General features: G+C 60.1%; 15 protein-coding genes, 1 other RNA gene and 1 pseudogene. 11 read left to right on the forward strand and 6 right to left on the reverse strand.

What is annotated here, in order from left to right:
- Positions 1–44: 44 nt before the first annotated feature.
- Positions 45–1,910 (reverse strand): potassium/proton antiporter, encoded by a 1,866-nt coding sequence (locus O3W47_RS06190; RefSeq protein WP_269313245.1) that lies wholly within the window; start codon positions 1,908–1,910, stop codon positions 45–47.
- A gap of 402 nt (positions 1,911–2,312) precedes the next feature.
- On the opposite strand from O3W47_RS06190, the gene O3W47_RS06195 reads away from it, so the two are divergent.
- A complete protein-coding gene (locus tag O3W47_RS06195) occupies positions 2,313–2,582 on the forward strand; it encodes a hypothetical protein (RefSeq protein WP_080819512.1) in 270 nt (89 codons plus the stop codon).
- Between the two features lie 183 nt (positions 2,583–2,765).
- Here the strand turns inward: O3W47_RS06195 and gap are convergent, their stop codons facing one another.
- Both gap and tkt read right to left on the reverse strand, forming a co-directional pair.
- A complete protein-coding gene (gap, locus tag O3W47_RS06200; protein ID WP_137453644.1) occupies positions 2,766–3,776 on the reverse strand; it encodes a type I glyceraldehyde-3-phosphate dehydrogenase in 1,011 nt (336 codons plus the stop codon).
- A gap of 62 nt (positions 3,777–3,838) precedes the next feature.
- Positions 3,839–5,821, reverse strand: a complete 1,983-nt coding sequence (gene tkt / locus O3W47_RS06205) for a transketolase (protein WP_080819510.1) — start codon at positions 5,819–5,821, stop codon at positions 3,839–3,841.
- Between the two features lie 325 nt (positions 5,822–6,146).
- Between tkt and O3W47_RS06210 the strand changes: the two genes are divergently transcribed.
- The 7 genes from O3W47_RS06210 to O3W47_RS06240 all read left to right on the forward strand — a co-directional run bounded on the left by O3W47_RS06210 (position 6,147) and on the right by O3W47_RS06240 (position 11,111).
- Positions 6,147–6,419: a DUF4164 domain-containing protein gene (locus O3W47_RS06210; protein ID WP_035263131.1), complete on the forward strand. Its 273-nt coding sequence runs from the start codon at positions 6,147–6,149 to the stop codon at positions 6,417–6,419.
- A 10-nt stretch (positions 6,420–6,429) separates the two neighbouring features.
- Positions 6,430–6,807 (forward strand): cell division protein ZapA, encoded by a 378-nt coding sequence (locus tag O3W47_RS06215; RefSeq protein WP_003523207.1) that lies wholly within the window; start codon positions 6,430–6,432, stop codon positions 6,805–6,807.
- Positions 6,808–6,886: 79 nt separating this feature from the next.
- Positions 6,887–7,045, forward strand: a non-coding RNA gene (ssrS, locus tag O3W47_RS06220) — 6S RNA.
- A gap of 230 nt (positions 7,046–7,275) precedes the next feature.
- The gene (locus O3W47_RS06225; RefSeq protein ID WP_003523208.1) at positions 7,276–8,538 is read left to right on the forward strand and encodes a hemolysin family protein; all 1,263 of its coding nucleotides are present in this window, start codon (positions 7,276–7,278) and stop codon (positions 8,536–8,538) included.
- Positions 8,538–9,155, forward strand: coding sequence for a 5-formyltetrahydrofolate cyclo-ligase (locus O3W47_RS06230; protein ID WP_269313246.1), 618 nt, complete (start codon positions 8,538–8,540; stop codon positions 9,153–9,155). The genes O3W47_RS06225 and O3W47_RS06230 overlap by 1 nt, the downstream gene beginning before the upstream one ends.
- A gap of 174 nt (positions 9,156–9,329) precedes the next feature.
- On the forward strand, positions 9,330–10,154 hold the full coding sequence (locus O3W47_RS06235) for a TIGR00282 family metallophosphoesterase (RefSeq protein WP_003523211.1): 825 nt from the start codon (positions 9,330–9,332) through the stop codon (positions 10,152–10,154).
- A 114-nt stretch (positions 10,155–10,268) separates the two neighbouring features.
- Positions 10,269–11,111, forward strand: coding sequence for an MBL fold metallo-hydrolase (locus O3W47_RS06240; RefSeq protein WP_269313247.1), 843 nt, complete (start codon positions 10,269–10,271; stop codon positions 11,109–11,111).
- A gap of 38 nt (positions 11,112–11,149) precedes the next feature.
- Here the strand turns inward: O3W47_RS06240 and O3W47_RS06245 are convergent, their stop codons facing one another.
- Positions 11,150–11,653, reverse strand: coding sequence for a pyridoxamine 5'-phosphate oxidase family protein (locus O3W47_RS06245; RefSeq protein ID WP_031234299.1), 504 nt, complete (start codon positions 11,651–11,653; stop codon positions 11,150–11,152).
- A gap of 194 nt (positions 11,654–11,847) precedes the next feature.
- On the opposite strand from O3W47_RS06245, the gene O3W47_RS06250 reads away from it, so the two are divergent.
- A complete protein-coding gene (locus tag O3W47_RS06250; RefSeq protein WP_003523214.1) occupies positions 11,848–12,594 on the forward strand; it encodes a YebC/PmpR family DNA-binding transcriptional regulator in 747 nt (248 codons plus the stop codon).
- A 54-nt stretch (positions 12,595–12,648) separates the two neighbouring features.
- Here O3W47_RS06250 and O3W47_RS06255 read toward each other — a convergent pair whose 3' ends face one another.
- Together O3W47_RS06255 and O3W47_RS06260 are read right to left on the reverse strand one after the other, a co-directional pair.
- A complete protein-coding gene (locus O3W47_RS06255; protein WP_080819508.1) occupies positions 12,649–13,650 on the reverse strand; it encodes an LLM class flavin-dependent oxidoreductase in 1,002 nt (333 codons plus the stop codon).
- A gap of 129 nt (positions 13,651–13,779) precedes the next feature.
- Positions 13,780–16,088, reverse strand: a pseudogene (locus O3W47_RS06260) (methyl-accepting chemotaxis protein).
- A 264-nt stretch (positions 16,089–16,352) separates the two neighbouring features.
- Here O3W47_RS06260 and ruvC point away from each other — a divergent pair.
- A complete protein-coding gene (ruvC, locus tag O3W47_RS06265; RefSeq protein ID WP_269313719.1) occupies positions 16,353–16,847 on the forward strand; it encodes a crossover junction endodeoxyribonuclease RuvC in 495 nt (164 codons plus the stop codon).
- 32 nt (positions 16,848–16,879) lie between these two features.
- A complete protein-coding gene (gene ruvA / locus O3W47_RS06270; RefSeq protein ID WP_003523218.1) occupies positions 16,880–17,497 on the forward strand; it encodes a Holliday junction branch migration protein RuvA in 618 nt (205 codons plus the stop codon).
- Positions 17,498–17,580 lie beyond the last annotated feature (83 nt).

A 17,580-nucleotide genomic window follows, 5' to 3' on the forward strand; every position in this document is an offset into this window, starting at 1 on the left:
GTTCGGCACGGACCATACTATGCCTGATTGACGACGCAAGCGGGTCACGCCTCATTTTCTCTCACTGTATTCGGAGCGGCGGGGGCGCTTTCTTCAACGCTGGCGGAGTATGGCTGGCGCTTCTCTGCCAGATGGTTGCGTACACGGTTGAGGATTTCCGAAAAGCTGATGAAGATCGGCAGGCTGGTCGCCGGTTCCACCGGTTCGAGGGAGATGCCCACACCCGTTATCGCCTCGTGTTCGTCCAATGTGCGGACGATCAGCACGATGGAGCCGAGGCGCACGCGGTCGGCATAGTCGGCCTTTCCGGCAAGGCGCGCTTCGATGAGTTCCGCGACGCTCATCGCCTGTTCGGCGGGCGAAAGCAGGCCGGGACCATAGGCTGCGTCCAGTTCCTTCGCCGGACGGGCGGGCGAGATCGCGAAGGTGCCGAAGAAATCGGCGTCGTCATCGGCAACCGGCAGGGCGCTGGCGAAAAGCCGGTCGATCAGGCGGGAATAGCCGGGTGCGATGAAGAGGTAGACGAGATCGTTCTCCCGCAACCGTCCGGCATACTGGTAGCGGATCGATTTGCCGTCGCGCACCACCAGCGAAGGCATGGCCCAGCGCGGAATGCGCTCGCCCTGCATGATGGCGCTGCCTTTCGCGACCCGGTAGGAGATCAGCTCATGATTGGCGGTGCCGGGAAGGTCCACCTCCAGCTTGTCGACTTCGCCCATGCGCGGCGGCACGATCAGCCCGAGCCGTGTCGCCACCGGCTTGATGGTCCAGCCCTGCACGAGGAGTGACACCAGCACGATGATGAAGGCGGCGTTGAAATAGACCTGCGCATCGTCAAGCCCGCCGAGAATGGGCATGATGGCGAGCAGGATGGAAACCGCGCCGCGCAGGCCTACCCAGGCGACGAAGGAGGTTTCCTGCTGGGTATAGTTGAAGGGCATCAGGCTGAGCCACACGGCAAGCGGGCGGGCGACGAAGATCAGGAAAAGCGCGAGCAGCACGGCGGGAATGGCGATTGCCGGAAATTGCGACGGGGTGGCGAGCAGGCCGAGCATCAGGAACATGATGATCTGGGCAAGCCAGGTCAGGCCCTCATGGAAACGGCGGATGGTTTCCTTGGCGAAGATCCGGCGGTTGCCGGCGACGATGCCAGCCACATAGACCGCCAGAAAACCGCTGCCGCCAATTGTGCCGGTGAAGGAAAAGACCAGCAGCGCCAGCGCCAGCACGAAGATAGGCGCAAGCCCGCGGTCGGCGGCGAACCGATTGACGACGGTGGCAATCATGACGCCGCCGAGCAGGCCGAAAATCACGCCAAGCCCCATCTGCTCAATGAAAAGCAGCAGAAAGCCGCTGTCGATGCCGGCCAGCCCCTGGCCCTTGGCGATGATTTCGACCAGGGCGATGGTGAGGAAGATCGCCATCGGATCGTTGGTGCCGGATTCCACTTCCAGCGTCGAACGCACCTGATCGCGGATATGGATGCCGCCGATTCGCAGCAGGAAGAACACGGCTGCCGCATCCGTGGAGGCGACGATGGCACCAAGCAGCAGGCCTTCCAGCCAGGAAAGCCCGAGTAGCAGAGCCGCCGCGCCTGCAAAAAAGACGGATGTGAGGATGACGCCGACTGTAGCGAGAGCGACGGCGGGTGCCGCCGAAAGCCGGAAGGACTGGATGGATGTGCCGAAGCCGGAATCGAAGAGGATAACGGCAAGCACCAGCGAGCCGAGCATATAGGCCAGCGGATTATTGGTGAATTCGATGCCGAGGCCATCCACACCAGCCACAAGGCCGATCATCAGGAAAAGCAGGAGGAGTGGCGCGCCGAAGCGGAAGGCGATGAGGCTGGAAAAGGCGGCGACGAGAACGAGAACGGTTGCGACCAGCAACAGAAGATAAAATGATTCCACGTCCACCGCCTCATTCAAACCGCGTTGATGGACCGCAGTCCGTGGCGCAATGAATGCTCTGCGCGTCTGCAGTCAATGCGCCACGGGTTGCGGTCTGTCAGCGCTGTTTCGGGTGGCGTTGAAAGGCGACGCAAGGCGGGGTGTATCGAATGATACGGCAGGGCCGAAGTGCATTGCGCACGACCGTTATCCCTATGTTTCTTGTCCGTCCCAAAGTGGACCAGACAAAGGCAGGAAATGGGAATTTTTCCGGCTCGCGGGCAAAAAAACGGATGGCAAGGAGAGCGGCAGATACTCCCGCAGAAACAATTCCTTTTTCAGCGTTTCAACGTAACATAGAGACAATGCAGCTGCGTTAGTTCTTTCGTCCGAATTGCTTTTCAATATTACCGGAGCGATCGGATGAAACAGATAAATATTACTGGACTTATTATAGTATTGGCGGCGGGCGCGATTGTTTCTGGCTGCTCCAGCACGGAACAGACAGCTGAAAACATGGCGGCGCAACGCGAGCGCTGCCGGTCGTTCGGTTATCCCGAAGGCTCGCGAGATGCCGCCGACTGCATGATGAAGCTTTCCATGCAGCAAAGTGAGTTGAGGCAGCAGACTTTCGACACGATCTGGAGCAATGCCGGCTCGCGCGATCCAATCATCATCAACAACAGAAGGTAACGGTTGGGCCGGCAGGCTGGCAGTGGGTTGGTCCCCCTTGCCCCCAGCGATGTTTTCGATCCGAAGCGCCCCGCCTTGCTTCCGGATCGACGCCGACGGGTTTCCTCGTTCCCGTCGGCATTTTTTATAAATAAAAAGCCGGCAGGATTGCTCCTGCCGGCTCTTTGATTGGCGTAATTCCGCTTAGATGGTCTTCGCGAAGGCGACGGCCGTGTCCGACATGCGGTTGGAGAAGCCCCACTCGTTGTCGTACCAGGACAGGATGCGTACGAACTTGCCTTCCAAGACCTTGGTCTGGTCGATCGCGAAGATCGAGGAATGGCTGTCGTGGTTGAAGTCGCGGGAAACCAGCGGCTCGTCGGTATAGCCGAGAATGCCCTTGAGCTTGCCATTCGCGGCAGACTTGATCGCCTCGTTGATTTCCTCAACCGTCGTGTCGCGCTTGGCGAGGAACTTGAAGTCGACGACCGAAACATTCGGGGTCGGAACGCGGATCGACGTGCCGTCCAGCTTGCCCTTGAGGTGCGGCAGAACGAGGCCAACGGCCTTGGCGGCGCCCGTCGAGGTCGGGATCATGGAAAGGGCTGCGGCGCGGGCGCGGTACAGATCCTTGTGCATGGTGTCCAGCGTCGGCTGGTCGCCCGTGTAGGAGTGGATCGTGGTCATGAAGCCATGGTCGATGCCAACGACGTCATCGAGAACCTTCACGACCGGCACGAGGCAGTTGGTGGTGCAGGACGCGTTGGAAATGACCAGATGGTCCTTCGTCAGCTGGTCGTCATTGACGCCGAAAACGACCGTGAGGTCTGCGCCGTCAGCCGGAGCCGAAACGATGACGCGCTTTGCGCCGGCCGTCAGGTGAGCGGCAGCCTTGTCGCGGGCGGTGAAGATGCCCGTGCATTCGAGCGCGATGTCGACGCCGAGTTCCTTGTGCGGCAGCGTTGCCGGATCGCGAACGGCCGTAACCTTGATCGGCTTGCCGCCGCCAACGATGATCGTGTCGCCTTCGACCTTCACATCGGCCGGGAACTTGCCGTGGATCGAATCGTAGCGCAGCAGGTGCGCGTTGGTTTCAACCGGGCCGAGGTCGTTGATGGCAACGACTTCGATATCGGTGCGGCCGGATTCGACGATGGCGCGCAGGACGTTGCGGCCGATGCGGCCGAAGCCGTTAATGGCAACTTTTACAGTCATTTACAGTCTCCCGAACAAGAATGGGCGTGGTCTTTGCTGAATGGTGAGGGCCTGGGAAGCCCTCACGCAAGTTTTGCCTCGACTGCGGCGACGACGGCTTCCGCCGTGATGCCGAAGTGCTTGAAGAGATCTTTCGCCGGCGCGGACGCTCCAAAGGAGTGCATGCCGACGAAAGCGCCATCGTTACCGATGAAATAATCCCAGCCTTGGCGGATGGCGGCTTCGACCGCTATTCTGACCGGAGCCTTGCCGATGATGGCGTTGCGATAGGTTTCCGGCTGTTCCTTGAAAAGCTCGAAGCAGGGAACGGAAACGACACGGACGGAAACGCCGTTGTCCTTCAACGTTGCGGCGGCCTTCAGCGCCACTTCGACTTCCGAACCGGATGCGAAGATCGAAACCTTGGCGTCGCTGGCGGAGACGAGTTCGTAAGCGCCGTAAGCAGACAGGTTCTTCTCTTCATATTCCTTGCGCGAGGGCGCAAGGTTCTGGCGGGTGAGTGCCAGCGCGGAAGGACGATGCTTCTGCTCGAGAGCCAGCTGCCAGCATTCCGCCGTCTCGGTTTCATCCGCCGGGCGGAAGACGAGGAGGTTCGGAATGGCGCGCAGGGCTGCGATCTGCTCCACCGGCTGGTGGGTCGGGCCGTCTTCGCCGACGCCGATGGAATCATGCGTCAGAACGTGGACGACACGGATGCCCATGAGTGCGGCAAGGCGGATCGACGGACGGCAATAATCCGAGAAGATCAGGAAGCCGCCGGCATACGGGATGAGACCGCCATGGAGCGCGATGCCGTTCATCGCCGCCGCCATGCCGTGCTCGCGGATGCCGTAATGCAGGTAACGGCCGGAGAAATCCGTCGGCGTGATGGACTTCATCTGGCTGGTCTTGGTGTTGTTGGATGGCGTCAGGTCAGCCGAACCGCCGACCATCTCCGGCAGGACGCCGTTGATGACTTCGAGCGAATCTTCCGAGGCCTTGCGGGTGGCGACCGTCGGGTTGTTCTCGATGATCTTCTTCTTGAAGGCATCGATGGCGCTGTTGAAGTTGCCGGGCAGGTCGCCGGCGAAGCGGCGCTTGAATTCGGCTTTCTTGCCGGCTTCAGCGGCTTCAAGGCGGGCTTCCCAGTCCTGGCGGGTCTTGGTGGAGCGCAGGCCGGCAAGACGCCATGCATCCAGCACGTCTTCCGGAACAACGAAGGCTTCCGCTTCCCAGTTCAGGTGCTTGCGGGTGGCGGCGATTTCTTCGGCGCCGAGCGGGTTGCCGTGAACCTTGTGGGTGCCCTGCTTGTTGGGCGCGCCGAAGCCGATGACGGTCTTGCAGGCGATGAAGGTCGGGCGGTCGGATTTCTGCGCGGCTTCGATGGCGGCGGCAATCGCGTCCGGATCGTGGCCATCGACGCGGATGGTGTTCCAGTGAACGGCCTGGAAGCGGGCGATCTGGTCGGTGCTGTCGGAAAGGCCGACTTCGCCGTCGATAGTGATGTTGTTGTCATCCCAGAACAGAACGAGCTTGTTGAGCTTCAGGTGGCCGGCAAGCGCGATGGCTTCGTGGCTGATGCCTTCCATGAGGCAGCCGTCGCCGCACAGCACGTAGGTGAAGTGGCTCTGCAGGTCGGAGCCGAATTCCTCTTCCAGCTTGCGTTCTGCAATCGCCATGCCGACGGCGTTGGCGATGCCCTGGCCGAGCGGGCCGGTGGTGGTTTCGATGCCGGTCGCATGGCCATATTCGGGGTGGCCGGCGGTCTTGGAACCGAACTGACGGAAACGCTTGATCTCGTCGATCGTCATGTCCTCGTAGCCCGTCAGATAGAGCAGCGAGTAAAGAAGCATCGAGCCATGACCTGCCGACAGCACGAAGCGGTCACGATCCGCCCAGAGCGGAGCCTTGGGATCGAATTTCAGGTAACGGGTGAAGAGAACGGTGGCGACATCGGCGGCGCCCATCGGCAGACCGGGATGGCCGGAATTGGCCTTCTCCACTGCATCCATGGCAAGAAATCGGATCGCATTTGCCATCCGGTTGTGTTTGTCGCGAGAAATCATGGCTTTTCCGTCTGTTTCCGGGTGAAAGGAGATAGTTTTACGCAACTATCCAAAAAGCGGGTTGATCCATAGCAGGTGAGGCCGGCAAGTCAATAAATCCACGGGCGTTTGCGGTTCGCTGAGGGAGAAAAAATCGTTTAGAAAATCGGGCATCCTGACAAAATCCGTGCGATGGGCGCTGCCGCCTCTTCGTTCATCCACAGAGCAAAACGTCTCAATGCACTGGTTTGATTGACGGGATGGTAAATCGGGTAATAACCTCGTGATTGTTGAAAAGGCCTGAAACCGGACGATTCGGCCGGTGGCGTGCGAGTTGGAAAAAACGATGTCGGCTGACAAGACCGTACAATCTGCGCTGACGGAGCTGAATGCTGCCATCACAAATCTCGAAAATGCCATCGATATGCGTATCGAGCGGCAAAGGGAGACGGGCGAGATCGATAATGAGGTCAAGCGGGTCCATGTCGACCGCGCAAGGCTCGCGCATGAGCTGGATCAGGCCGAGTTTCGCGCCAATCGTCTTGAAGAAGTCAATCGCGAGGTTTCCCGCCGGCTGGTGACGGCGATGGAGACGATCCGCGCGGTGCTGGATCGATAGGAGCGGGCTCATGGCGCAAGTCACAGTTATGATCGACGGCAAGGCCTATCGCATGGCATGCGAGGCGGGGCAGGAAGACCATCTAACCGATCTCGCAACGAGGTTCGACCGGTATGTCGGGCACCTCAAGAGCCAGTTCGGTGAAATCGGCGATCTTCGCCTGACCGTCATGGCGGGCATCATGGTGATGGACGAGCTTTCCGAACTCAATCGCAAGATCGAGAAGCTGGAAGGGGAGGTCGCATCCCTTTCCCGCAACCGCGACGGCATGGCCGAGCACCGGGCGAAATCGGACGAGATGGTGGCGCTCGCCATCGGCGATCTGGCCGACCGCCTGAACGGGATTACCGAAAAACTGCTGGCGCGGCCGAAGCCCGCCGCGCATTGACCGCGTGAAGGGTTCTGAGGCGGCAAAATTTCGCGCGCTGCCCTCTGGCGATTTTCTCCGATCCGTCCTATATCTTGGATGCGTTCTGCGCTTCCCGACAGGAACCACAATCCCTGGGGCCATACTCGATCCAAAGGGAGCTGTCCCTGGCCAGTCCCGTGGGGCTGGACACACGGTGCCCACCTACTTTTGTAGGCGCCCAGGATCGTAAATCTCCATCGGTCGCCGTGGATCGCGCTTGAAGTTTCGGATCAACCCCCGGGGCTTCCCTGTACCCTTGATATATTCGACAGTCATTTTTCATAACTGCCGGACACGGCTTTTTTATATTGCCGTCATTGCAATGGCGGAACAATTCCCTATTATCCGGATTGGTATGTCTGTCATGCCCTTTAAAAAAGGGCGCTGCGGTCAAAACCGCGACGTGCCGTTCAACAGCCCAAAGAGCTAAACTTGTTTACTGAAATTATGATCGTGGTCCTGCTCACCGTATTGAACGGTGTGCTTGCCATGTCCGAGCTTGCCGTTGTCTCCTCCAGACCGGCGAGGCTCAAGGTGCTTGCCACACAAGGCAGCAAGGGCGCCACACTGGCGCTCAGCCTTTCCGAAAATCCCGGACGCTTTCTTTCCACGGTGCAGATCGGCATCACGCTGGTCGGCGTCCTTTCCGGCGCTTTTTCCGGCGCCACGCTCGGCGCGCGCTTCACGGCGTGGCTTCTGGAGCAGGGTGTTCCCGACCGTGCCGCCGATGCGCTCGGCGTCGGCTCGGTGGTCGTCGCCATCACCTATCTGTCGCTGATCGTCGGCGAACTGGTGCCCAAGCAGATTGCGCTGCGCGATCCCGAAAAGGTCGCTGCCCGCGTCGCCCCCACCATGATGCTGCTGTCCAAGGTCGGCGCGCCGCTGGTGTGGCTGCTCGACCGGTCGGGCAAGGCCGTTCTGGCGCTTCTCGGCCATAGCGGTGAATCCAACGCTTCGGTCACCGACGATGAAATCCGCACGGTTCTGGCCGAAGCTCACAGCGCCGGTGTGATCGAGACCGAGGAATCGGCGATGATCACCAGCGTCATGCGCCTTGCCGACCGCAATGCGCGCGGCCTGATGACACCGCGTCGCGATGTGGAAGTGGTCGATATCGAAGACAGCGCGGAAGAAATTCGTGAGCAGCTTCGCCAGACGCAGCGTTCGCGCCTGCCGGTGCGCAACGGCGCCTCGGATGAAATTCTCGGCGTGCTTTTCGCCAAGGACGCTTTCGATGCGCTGGCTTCCGGCAAGGAACTCAACATTCGCGAGCTTCTGCGGGAAGTCCCGGTCGTGTCGGATCTGACGAGTGCGGTGGACGTCATCCAGTCGCTGCGCCGCTCCACCGTGCATATGGTGCTGGTCTACGACGAATACGGTCATTTCGAAGGTATCATCAGTTCCGGCGACGTGCTGGAAGCCATCACCGGCGCGTTCCAGGAAGATGATGACGAGGAGCCGGCCATGGTCGAGCGCGAGGACGGTTCGTTCCTCGTCGCCGGCTGGATGCCCGCCGATGAGTTCGCTTATCGCATGGGTTTCCAGATCGACGAGGATGCTGAGTTCGAAACCGTTGCCGGTCTGGTTCTGGACGAGTTCCGCCGCCTGCCGGAACTGGGCGAACATGTCACTCGCAATGGCTGGCGTTTTGAGGTCATCGATCTCGACGGCCACCGCATCGACAAGGTTCTCGTGAGCCGGGCCGCCTGATGCCCGGTGACGTTGCCGAAAAAGCAAGGCTGCGCGGCGAAAGGCTCGCCGCGCGCGATGCGCTGACACTGGCGGAGCGCCAGCAGAAGAGCCAGTCCATCATGGCCCATGGCGCCTCCGGCATCCCCTTTGCACCGGGCACCGTAGTTTCCGGCTTCATGCCGATCCGCTCCGAGGCAGATACCCGGCCGCTGATGGAAGCGTTGCGGACAAGGGGCGGGCGTCTCGTCCTGCCCGTTGTGCTGGATCGTGAAACCATTGTCTTCCGCGCCTTTGAAACGGATACGCCGCTGGTGAAGACCGGCTTCGGCACGACCGGCCCGGGTGAGGATGCGGAGGTTCTCGATCCGGATATTCTGCTCGTGCCTCTCTCCGTTTTCGATGGCAAAGGGCAGCGGGTCGGTTATGGCGCGGGCCATTATGACCGCGCCATTGCGCGGTTGCACGCCAGGGGCCGTCAGCCTGTGCTCATCGGCGTCGCCTTCGATTGCCAGGAAGTGCCGTCCGTACCGGCGGAGCCGCATGATGTGTCGCTTCACGCCATTCTGACGGAAAGCGGCCTGCGCTGGTTTTCCGCTCCGTTGTTGATCTCCGATAGTGGGCAAAAGGCGCTTTAGCACTTTTTAAAGGATGGATTACCCGCTAGAGGGGCTCCATTTTTCTTTGAATGGCGAAGACCCTCTAACTCTTTGTTTCGTCGCATTTCCGGACGGAAAACCGGGTTCCACTTTTCCTGGAAATGCACTAGAGGGGACGAAATATAGAAACATGCGCAAGATCGGGGCGGGTGAATGAGGCTTCTTTTTCTCGGAGATATGGTTGGCAAGACCGGACGCACGGCTGTCTGGGAACGATTGCCGGGGCTGATTTCCGACCTGAAGCTGGATTTCGTCATCGTGAACGGTGAAAACGCTGCCGGCGGTTTCGGTATCACCGAGGATATCTATCTTGAGACCATCAATGCCGGCGCCGATGTGGTGACGACCGGCAACCATGTCTGGGACCAGAAGGAAGCGGTTTCCTTCTGTGAGCGCCACGACCAGTTCCTGCGGCCCGCCAACTATCCGGATGGTACGCCGGGCAAGGGCTCGGGCATTTTTTACGCTCGCAACGGCGCGCGCATATTGGTTGCCAACATCATGGGCCGGGTCTTCATGCATCCGGAACTGGACGACCCCTTCAAGTCGGCGGAAAACATTCTTGCCGCCTGCCCGCTGAAGGAACAGGCCGACGCCATTATTTTCGATTTCCATGCGGAAGCGACCAGCGAAAAACAGTGTTTCGGCCATTTCGTCGATGGGCGCGCTAGTTTCGTTGTCGGTACCCACACCCATGTTCCGACCGCCGATGCCCAGATATTGAATGGCGGAACCGCTTACATGTCGGATGCCGGCATGTGCGGCGATTATGACAGCTCGCTTGGCATGGAGAAGGAAGAGCCGATCAACCGCTTCATTTCCAAAATGCCGAAGGGCCGTTTCGAGGCTGCCAGCGGACCTGCGACGATCTGCGGTGTCGGCGTTGAGATTTCCGACCGAACCGGACTTGCGGAAAAGATTGCGCCGCTGCGCATCGGGCCGCGGCTTTCGGAAACCCTGCCGTCCTTCTGGGTTTAATCTTCCCCTGAAGCGTTCACAATGACGAGAGTGTGAGCCTTCCGTTGCTCTTGTAACTGGACGCTCGCCAAAACCTGTCCCATCCTCTCAGCTTCGCAAGTTCAGGGGAGTGGCATGATGCTGCGCGTGCTAATGCTTGCAATAACGGGGCTGATCGCCTGTTCGGGAGCGGCCTTCTCCCAGACGGCGAGCCGTCCTCCCGTCAGTCAGTGCCAGGCGATCGCCAGCAATATTCCGGGCGTCATGTTCGCGAGCTTCAGTCCGCCGGGTGTTCAGCTGGCGCAGGCGACGGCAAAGGAAGAGGTGAAGATCAGCTTCATCGGCCATTCCACCTATCTCATCGAAAGCCCCGGCGGTGTGACCATCGCCACCGATTATAACGGCGTCTATCGTCCGCCCGTCACGCCGACTGTCGTGACAATGAACCGGGCGCATTCGACGCATTTTACCCTCAGTCCGGACCCGGCCATTCAATATGTGCTGCACGGCTGGAGCGATACGCCGGGAGAAAAGGCCGAGCACAAGGTTCTGGTGGGCGATGTCTATATCCGCAATGTCGCAACCGACATCCGCAACCGCTGGGGCGATTACGAATCCTTCCAGGAGAACGGCAATTCCATCTTCATCTTCGAGGTTGCCGGGCTGTGCATCGGCCATCTCGGGCATCTGCATCATGAGTTGACGGATACACATTATGCCGAAATTGGTCGTCTGGATGTGCTGATGGTGCCGGTGGATGGCGGTCTGACCATGGGGGCCGACAGCATGAGCCGGGTGGTCAAGCGCCTGCGCTCCGCGCTTATCCTGCCGATGCACCGCACCGGCCCGCCGCTGGAGCAGTTTCTGACGATGTTCGGCGAAAGTTTCCGAATTGCCTATGCGGCCGATCCGGTGATCCGGGTTTCGATGAGGAACCTTCCCCGCCAGCCGCAGATACTGGTGCCGAAAGGCATGTAGCATGGCGACGGGCGGAGAAGGCCGGGGGGAGTGGTTTATCAGGCAAAGGTGAGGTGCTGGCGGACGCCGACGTCAGGCGTCTTGTCATCCGACATGTTCGCCTTGGCGATTTCCCAGCCGAATTTCAGCGTGCTGTCCGTCGAAGCCCAGATATCGGCATCGTCGACATGCAACGCCAGCATGGTCAGTTGCGGGTCGCTTTTGCCGTGCTCGTACCATGCCGCCGTGACGGAGTTCCAATATTCGTCGATCTTGGTTTTGTCGTCGCGGGCTTCGAGGATGCCTGAAAGGCAGGCGTGGTAGTCGTGATCCTTGCCCACCACGCAGAAATGCGCCCGGGAGCCGGATTTCAGCGATTTCACCAGATCGGTGTCTTTTTTGGAGAAAAACCAGATGGTGTTGGTCTTGGGGTCAGCATGAGGCGCCATGGGCTGCATGTGGTTGTGCAGTCCTTCGAGACCGAGCATGCCGGCATGGACGGAATTGATCTCGTCCCAGAGCTGGCGGGCCGGTGCTTCTCGTGCTTCAGTCAGGCTGACCATATGTTTTCTCCTTCGGGTGTCATGCTGCGACGGAGGAAAAATGCCCTGTTCCGCCGCGTTCATGATCAGAACGAAGAGCGGATAAATCAGTTCCTTCCGTTGTTGCGGCAAGAGAAAGCGCTTGCGGGGTTGAATGGCGCGGCTATCGCACTTATAAGGCCCGCAATCTCCAAATTACGATAATCAGGTTTTCCATGGCTGGTCATTCACAGTTCAAGAACATCATGCACCGCAAGGGCAAGCAGGACTCCGTACGGTCCAAAATGTTTTCCAAGCTTGCGCGCGAAATCACCGTTGCGGCAAAGACGGGCATGCCCGACCCGAACATGAACCCGCGCCTGCGTCTGGCAATCCAGAACGCCAAGGCCCAGTCCATGCCGAAGGACAATATCGAGCGCGCGATCAAGAAGGCCTCCGGTGCGGATGGCGAAAACTATGACGAAGTCCGCTACGAGGGTTACGGCCCGGGCGGCGTCGCCGTCATCGTCGAGGCCCTGACCGACAACCGTAACCGCACCGCCTCCAACGTTCGCTCCATCTTCACCAAGGCTGGCGGCGCTCTCGGCGAAACCGGCTCGGTCTCCTTCTCCTTCGACCGGGTTGGCGAAATCTCCTACAAGGCTGAAGTCGGCGATGCCGACAAGGTCATGGAAGCCGCCATCGAGGCCGGTGCCGACGACGTCGAATCTTCCGAAGATGGTCACACCATCATCTGCGGTTTCGAAGCGATGAACGAGGTTTCCAAGGCGCTGGAAGGCGTGCTGGGCGAAGCCGAAAGCGTCAAGGCCATCTGGAAGCCGCAGAACACGGTGCCGGTGGATGAAGAAAAGGCACAGTCGCTGATGAAGCTCATCGACAATCTCGAAGACGATGACGACGTACAGAACGTCTATTCCAACTTCGAAGTGTCCGAAGAAATTCTCGCCAAGCTTTCCGCCTGACGTCTCATGTTTCAAAAAAAAGCCCCGGTAGCGATCCGCTCCGGGGCTTTTTGTTTAGGCGGCCTTCTTTATGGAGGTCCGCACGTCGGCAAAAATCTCCACGGATCGCAGCCGCTTTTCGATGTCATGGATCGGCATGGAAACGATCAGCTCATCCGCCTGCGTTTCCGCCAGGAAACCGTCGAGATGGCGCTGGATCGTCTCAGGCGAGCCGACGGCTGCAAAACGCAGCGTGTGTTCGACAGAAAAACGCTCCATCTCGTTCCAGTAATCGTCCATGCTGTGCACCGGCTTCGGAAACTGCGTGCGCACGTTGCGGCGCAGGTTGACGAATTGCTGCTGCGAGGAGGTGAAGAGATGCTGCGCCTCCTCGTCCGTATCGGCGCCGACGCCCATCACACCCACCATCACATAGGGCTTGTCCAGCACTTCTGAGGGCTGGAAGCGCTCGCGATAGATATGGATCGCTTCCATCAGCATGTCAGGCGCGAAATGCGAGGCGAAGGAATAGGGCAGGCCGAGGGCTGCGGCGAGATGCGCGCTATAGGTGCTGGAGCCGAGCAGCCAGATCGGCACGTTGGAATTCATGCCCGGCACAGCGAGAATAGCCTGATCCTGCTGCGGCGGGCCGAGGTAACGCTGGAGTTCGACAATATCATGCGGGAAGTTTTCCGCGCCGGCATCGAGATTGCGGCGCAGCGCCCGTGCCGTGCGCATGTCGGTTCCGGGCGCACGGCCGAGACCGAGATCGACACGGCCGGGAAGCAGCGCCGCAAGCGTGCCGAACTGCTCGGCGATGACGAGCGGGGAGTGGTTGGGCAACATGATGCCGCCGGAGCCGACGCGAATATGTTTCGTGGCCGCGCCCACATGGGCGATGACGAGAGATGTTGCTGCACTGGCAATGCCCGGCATGCCGTGGTGCTCCGCCAGCCAGATGCGGTTATAGCCGTGTTCTTCGGCCTTGATCGCCATTCGGCGGGAATTTTCAAGCGCCTCGCTGACGCTCTCGCCTTCGCCGATGGGCGAAAGGTCGAGAATGGAAAAGGGGATCATCCGACGCTCCTGCGAAATTTAAATCTTTGCTGCGGATGTAAGGCGCGTGTCCCGATTTACCAGTGAAGTCGCGCAGAATTGAAGGATGGTTCAAAAAAATTGGGGCCTCCGAAGAGGCCCATTTCTTTCTCAGCCTGCCCGCCGAATTTGTCGGGCGTCGCGACGACCTGCTGCATCCCGGTCGGAAGCCAGCGCGAATTGTCCAAGCCTGCCATCCATTTCACCCGCTTCGGAGGCGAGATTGTGAATGGCGCCCGTCGTTTCTTCCACCATGGCGGCATTCTGCTGGGTCATGGTGTCGAGGCTGGCGACGGTGCTGTTGATTTCCGAGAGCGTGTGCGCTTCCTCGCGGGTGGAGTCCATGATCTCCTCGATGCGCGCGCTGATGGTCTGCACGTGCTTGCCGATGCCGGAGAGCGACGTGCCGGCTTTTTCCACCAGCGCCACGCCGGCGGAAACCTCGTCGGTGGAACGTTTCAGCAGGCTGGTGATCTCCTTTGCGGCCGCTGCCGAACGCTGCGCCAGTTCGCGCACCTCCTGCGCCACGACCGCAAAGCCCTTGCCGGCTTCGCCCGCACGGGCTGCCTCCACGCCGGCATTGAGGGCGAGAAGGTTGGTCTGGAAGGCGATTTCATCGATGACGCCGATGATCTGGTTGATCTGGCGCGACGAGGTCTGGATTGCCTCCATGGCGGCGATGGTCTGCTCCATGACGCGGCTGGATGCCGTGGCCTCCGCGCTGGCGTCGCGGGCGATCCGCGTTGCCTGTTCGGCGCGTTCGATCTGGTCGCGGACGGCCTCCGTGATCGCCTTGATGGCGCTTGCCGTTTCGGTGATTGAGGCTGCCTGCCGCTCGGTGCGTTCGGCGAGCTGGTCGGCGCCCACCCGCATTTCCTCGGAACCGCCACGAACTGCGGCGGAGTTGCCGCCGATGGCCTGCATGGTTTCGCTGAGCCGGGAAAGCGCCGTGTTGAAGTTATGACGCAGGCTTTCGAGATCGTCGGGGAAGACGGTTTCGATACGATAGGCGAGATTGCCGTTCGCCAGCCGGTCCAGACCTTCATCCAGGGAATGCACGACCATCTGCAGGGTGCCGGCCTCGGCCTCCCGTTCCGCAAGATGCGCGCGGCGGGCCGTTTCGGCTTCCTCCCGCGTGCGCGATGCGGTTTCTTCCATGTCACGCTGCAGGATGAGCTTTTCGCGGAAACTGCCGAGCGCCTGCGCCATGCGGCCGATCTCGTCCTTTCGGTCCTGATTGCCGATCTCCGCATCGAGACGGCCTGCGGCCACTTCGCCGGTCAGCCCGGCAAGCTTTTCCAGCGGTGCAAAGAGACGCCGCGCGAAAAGGCCGTGGCCGCGCACATGGCCGCCAGAACGCAAAGGCCAATCACGGCAAGCGTGCCGGCAATCGAAACCGAGCCCGCATTCAATTCGCTGCGCAGCATGCTTTCCACCGCGAGATATTTTTCCCCGGCAAAGGAGAAGGGGCGGGCATAGGCATTGGCCTCGCCATCGGCGCGGTCGATCTTGGCAATCGTCATGCCCGTCGTATTCAGCGCTTGTCCATGGAAACCATAGATTGCCGGATCGAGGCCGACCAGCCTGTTGCCCTCCACGCCGATAACCTTGCCATCGGCGGAAACGATTGCCGACTGTTCGGAACTGCCGGCCGTCACACCCTTCGTGAGGATCTGGCTGAAGACCTCTTCCTTGACCCGGAAGAGGACGATGCCCTTGAACGCGCCGAACTTGACGACTGGAACGCCGAAATAAATGCCGGCTTCTTTCGTGGCGGCATCGATGCGCAGGCCGGAGAAGCTGGTCTGCGCCACGTCGTTCACGGCCTTTTCGGCGTTCGCAGCGCCGCGTGCGAAGGCCGCGCCGAGGCCGCTTTCCGCCCAGGCGCCGCCTGCGACGGTTTCCCCGAAAGCCGATCCTTTCAGGTAAGAGTAATAGACCGTGCCTGCGGGATCGATGAAGAGAACGTCGCTGAACGGCGTTCCCTGCAGATAACCGCCAATATCCGTCTGGGTCTTTTCGTGGGTGGAATAATAAAAGCCGCTCGGGCTTTCCGGCTTGATCAGCTTTTCCTTTTCGCCAAAGGGGTTTTCCTTGACGAAGACGCGCTGCAGTTCCGCCTTCGCATCACCGGAATTCTTCTGCACGGTCGCCCAGCCGCTGCGCATGGAGACGACAGCCATTTGCAGGGATTCGATCTTGGCAATGGAATCCGCCTGGGTTTTCAGCTGCTCAAGACGCTCCTGAAGCATGTCGCCGCGAAAGACGAGAATGCTCTCCATGGATTTCGACGCCTGTTCTTCGAGAACGCCGCTGCTGCTTTGATAGCCGAGAAGCGTCAGAGCCCCGGTCGAGATCGCCATCAGCGCCAGGAAAATCGCCAGCACTTTGGTGGATATGGAATGAAAACGGTTCAGCATGGCCGATGCAGCCCCCAATGCCGGATCAGTTCCCGCGCCAAGCATGTGGCGCCACCGGATAGCTGATATGGCTCAAATATTATGCTGTGGATCATCATGTCCGCAGCTCCCCTTTTTTGTTTTTGTGAGGGAACAATGCGGTACGCGGTTTAAGCAGAGGTAAATGCTGCATTGCAAATTTGATGAATGTTGTCGTTTTGTTCACTTATCGCTGGCAGGGTCGCAGCCGGAAAGATAAGGTGCCTCATGCAAAAGACGATCTGAATCATCGGCATTGACCCCGGATTAAGGCGCACCGGCTGGGGGGTGATCGACACCCTGGGCAACAGCCTGCGGTTTGTCGCCTCCGGCACGGTGACGTCGGACGGTGATATGGATCTGGCCTCCCGGCTCTGCCAGCTGCATGACGGGCTGGCGGATATCGTGCACAGCCATCAGCCCGATGAAGCGGCGGTGGAGCAGACTTTCGTGAACAAGGATGCGGTTGCGACCCTGAAACTCGGTCAGGCACGCGGCATCGCCATGCTGGTTCCGGCACGCGCGGGATTGCCGGTCTTCGAATATGCGCCGAACGCGGTCAAGAAGGCCGTGATCGGTGTAGGGCACGGCGAAAAGCAGCAAATTCACATGATGCTGAAAATCCTGATGCCGAAGGCTGAATTCAAGGGTAACGATGCGGCGGACGCGCTCGCCATCGCAATCTGCCACGCCCACAATCGCGGCGGTGACAGGATGCGGCGACTGCTGGCGGCCGGTTGAATATTTAGAGTCTCATTGCAGCGGGCGGCATCATGATCGGAAAACTGAAGGGCAGCATCGAGGAAATCGGCGCGGACTATGTGCTGGTGGATGTGCACGGCGTCTGTTACGTCGCCTATTGTTCGGCGCGCACGCTGTCGAAAATCGGCTCCGTCGGGGAGGCGGTGGTGCTGTTCATCGAAACCTATGTGCGTGAAGACCAGCTGAAGCTCTTCGGCTTTCTCTCCGCGCTGGAGCGGGAATGGTTCAATCTTTTGCAGAGCGTGCAGGGCGTGGGCTCGAAAGTGGCCTTGGCCGTTCTTTCCACGCTGTCGCCCTCCGAACTGGCCAATGCCATTGCGTTACAGGACAAAACGATGATCTCACGCGCGCCGGGCGTCGGGCCGAAGGTGGCGGTGCGTCTTGTGACCGAGCTTCGCAACAAGGCGCCGGCCTTCGCAGGAGAGGCCTCCGCCTCGATCGGCCTCAAGCAGGAGCTTGGCGAAGGTGTCGCATCCGCGCCGGTAGCGGATGCCGTTTCCGCGCTCACCAATCTCGGCTATTCGCGTGACCAGGCCGCCAATGCGGTTGCCGCCGCGCTGAAGAACGGCGGGGAGGGCGGCGACAGCGCCAAGCTGATCCGGCTCGGGCTGAAAGAGCTTTCGCGGTAGGCCGGGCGCGGTACACATGGTGTTCGGGCGCGATGTTGAATTTCGTGAAGCGCCTTGGCGTGACAGTCATGATATAGCGGCGA

This window comes from Agrobacterium sp. LMR679, from assembly GCF_027157905.1.
GTDB lineage: Bacteria > Pseudomonadota > Alphaproteobacteria > Rhizobiales > Rhizobiaceae > Agrobacterium > Agrobacterium leguminum.